The organism is Streptomyces purpurogeneiscleroticus (genome assembly GCF_020024005.1).
Lineage (GTDB): Bacteria > Actinomycetota > Actinomycetes > Streptomycetales > Streptomycetaceae > Streptomyces > Streptomyces purpurogeneiscleroticus.
The window spans coordinates 1-2,893 of sequence record NZ_NHSG01000412.1 but is presented as its reverse complement, the minus strand read 5'-3'; the positions used below and the strand labels follow the sequence as shown (position 1 = coordinate 2,893).

1 protein-coding gene and 1 tRNA gene are annotated in these 2,893 nt (G+C 72.9%); one reads left to right on the top strand and one right to left on the bottom strand.

The features are described 5' to 3' along the window. Positions 1–54 precede the first annotated feature (54 nt). Entirely contained in the window at positions 55–2,388 is a 2,334-nt protein-coding gene (locus CCS38_RS30440; protein ID WP_223736556.1) for a xanthine dehydrogenase family protein molybdopterin-binding subunit, read from the top strand. A gap of 381 nt (positions 2,389–2,769) precedes the next feature. On the opposite strand, the gene CCS38_RS30435 is transcribed toward CCS38_RS30440, so the two are convergent. Continuing rightward, positions 2,770–2,841: transfer RNA gene (locus tag CCS38_RS30435), tRNA-Cys, on the bottom strand. Positions 2,842–2,893: the final 52 nt, after the last annotated feature.

Below are 2,893 nucleotides of genomic sequence, written 5' to 3'. Positions count from 1 at the left end.
CCACCACCCGAACACCCAGGGTCCGGGGGCCGACCCGCAATCGGGAGGCCGCGCATGACCGGCACGCACGAGGGCGCCGGCTCCGTCACCGTCAGCCCCGCCCCCGGCAGCGCCCCGGCCGCCGAGGCCGAGCCGCTGCCGCACGGTCTGGGCGTCTCGCTGCCGTCCGCAGACGCCCCAGCCAAGACCCAGGGCACCTTCCCGTACGCGGCCGACCTGTGGGCCGAGGGTCTGCTGTGGGCCGCGATCCTGCGGTCCCCGCACCCCCGCGCCCGCATCCTGTCGATCGACACCAAGCAGGCCGCCGAGATGCCCGGCGTGCGGGCCGTCGTCACGCACGAGGACGTCCCCGGGGACGCCGGGCACGGGCGCGGCACCCCCGACCGGCCGGTCTTCGCCAAGGACGAGGTGCGCCACCACGGCGAGCCGATCGCCGCGATCGCCGCCGATCACCCGGACACGGCCCGGCTCGCGGCTGCCGCCATCGCCGTCGAGTACGAGGTGCTGGAGCCGGTCACCGACCCCCAACTCGCTTTCGAGGCCGAGCCGTTGCACCCGGACGGCAACCTCGTACGGCACATCCCGCTGCGCTTCGGTGACCCGGAGGCGGCCGGTGACGTCGTCGTCGAGGGGCTGTACCGGATCGGCCGCCAGGACCCGGCGCCGATCGGCGCCGAGGCCGGGCTGGCCGTGCCGCGCCCCGACGGCGGCGTGGAGATCTACACCGCCGCCACCGACCCGCACACCGACCGCGACCTCGCCGCCGCCTGCTTCGGGCTGCCGCAGGACAAGGTCAAGGTCGTCGTGACGGGCGTGCCGGGCGCGACCGCCGACCGCGAGGACCCGGGTATCCAACTCCCGCTCGGGCTGCTGGCGTTGCGCACGGGCTGCCCGGTCAAGCTCGCCGCCACCCGCGAGGAGTCCTTCCTCTCGCACGCTCACCGGCACCCGACGATCCTCCGGTACCGGCATCACGCCGACTCCGAGGGCACGTTGGTGAAGGTCGAGGCGCAGATCCTGATGGACGCGGGCGCGTACGCCGACACTTCGGCCGACGCGCTGGCCGCGGCCGTCTCGTTCGCGTGCGGTCCGTACGTCGTCCCGCACGCCTTCGTGGAGGGCTGGGCGGTCCGTACGAACAACCCGCCCGCCGGGCACCTGCGCGGCGAGGGCGCGATGCAGGTATGTGCCGCGTACGAGGGCCAGATGGACAAGCTGGCGGCCAAGCTCGGCCTGGAACCGGCCGAGATCCGCCTCCGCAACGCCATGGCCACCGGCGACATCCTCCCCACGTCCCAGACCGTCACCTGCCCGGCCCCGGTCGCCGAACTGCTGCGCGCCGTACAGGAAGCGCCGCTGCCCGACCTGCCGAAGGACGCGCCGCAGGAGGAGTGGCTGCTGCCGGGCGGTCCGGAGGGCGCGGGCGACCCGTCCGCGGTGCGGCGTGGTGTCGGGTACGGCGTCGGCATGGTCCACATGCTCGGCGCGGAGGGCGCGGACGAGGTCTCCACGGCCACGGTCAAGGTCAACGGCTCGGTGGCGACCGTCATCTGCGCGGCGGTGGAGACCAGTTCGGGCTTCTCCACGCTCGCCCGCCAGATCGTCCAGGAGACCCTGGGCATCGAAGAGGTGCACGTCGCGGCCGTGGACACCGACCAGCCGCCGGCCGGCCCCGCCTGCCACAGCCGTCATACGTGGGTGTCCGGCGGGGCCGTGGAACGCGCGGCGAAGATGGTCCGCACCCAGCTCCTCCAGCCCCTCGCCCACAAGTTCGGCATGTCCACCGAGCTGCTCCAGATCACCGACGGCAAGATCACGTCGTACGACGGTGTCCTGAGCACCACGGTCGCCGAAGCCCTCAACGGCAAGGAACTGTGGGCCACCGCCCAGTGCCGCCCGCACCCCACCGAGCCGCTGGACGAGTCCGGCCAGGGTGACGCCTTCGTCGGCCTCGCCTTCTGCGCGATCCGCTGCGTCGCGGACGTCGACATCGAACTCGGCACGATCCGCGTCGTAGAGATGTCCGTAGCCCAGGACGTCGGCCGCGTCCTGAACCCGGCGCAGCTGCGCTCCCGTATCGAAGCGGGCGTGACCCAGGGCCTGGGAGCGGCCCTGATGGAGAACCTCCGCACCACGCGCGGCCTGGTCCGTCACCCCGACCTGACGGGCTACCCCCTCCCGACCTCCCTCGACGCCCCCGACATCCGCATCGTCAAGCTCGTCGAGGAACGCGACGTGGTCGCCCCCTTCGGCGCCAAGCCGGTCTCCGCGGCCCCCGTGGTCGCCGCCCCGGCCGCCGTGGCCTCCGCCGTCCGCGCCGCCACCGGCCGCCCCATAGGCCGCCTCCCCATCCGCCCCCAGGCGGCGGCCCTCACACCCCTGACCTGACCCCGGACCCGAGCCCGCTCACCCCGAGGCGGAGCGCCTAACGGGCCTCCGCCTCACCCTCGGCGGCTTCGGCGGGCTCGGCGGCCTCTTGGCCCGCCGGATGACGCGGATCCTCCCCAATGGCCTCCTGAGCCACCTCCACCTCCCGCCGATCCTTCTCCGGCCTCTCCAAATCCTCCTCGTCAACCCCTTCAACAGCATCACTACTGGACCCACCGGGCCCATATGTCTCACCCATCGCGCAGTCCCTCCGGCCGACCTTGATCCCTCAGCCAGTGAGTACCGCACCGAGCCGGGAAACATGTCTGCCCGTGTCCGCTGAACAGACCAGCGGACACGGGCAGCGGGTCGGACACCAGAAGTGGATATCCGTCCGTACGGAGGCCGTGGCGGGAATTGAACCCGCGTAACTCGCTTTGCAGGCGAGCCCCTGAGCCACTCGGGCACACGGCCATGGTGGAGCGATGTCTTGACTCTAGGGCGGGGGTACGGGGGCCGGGCAAGG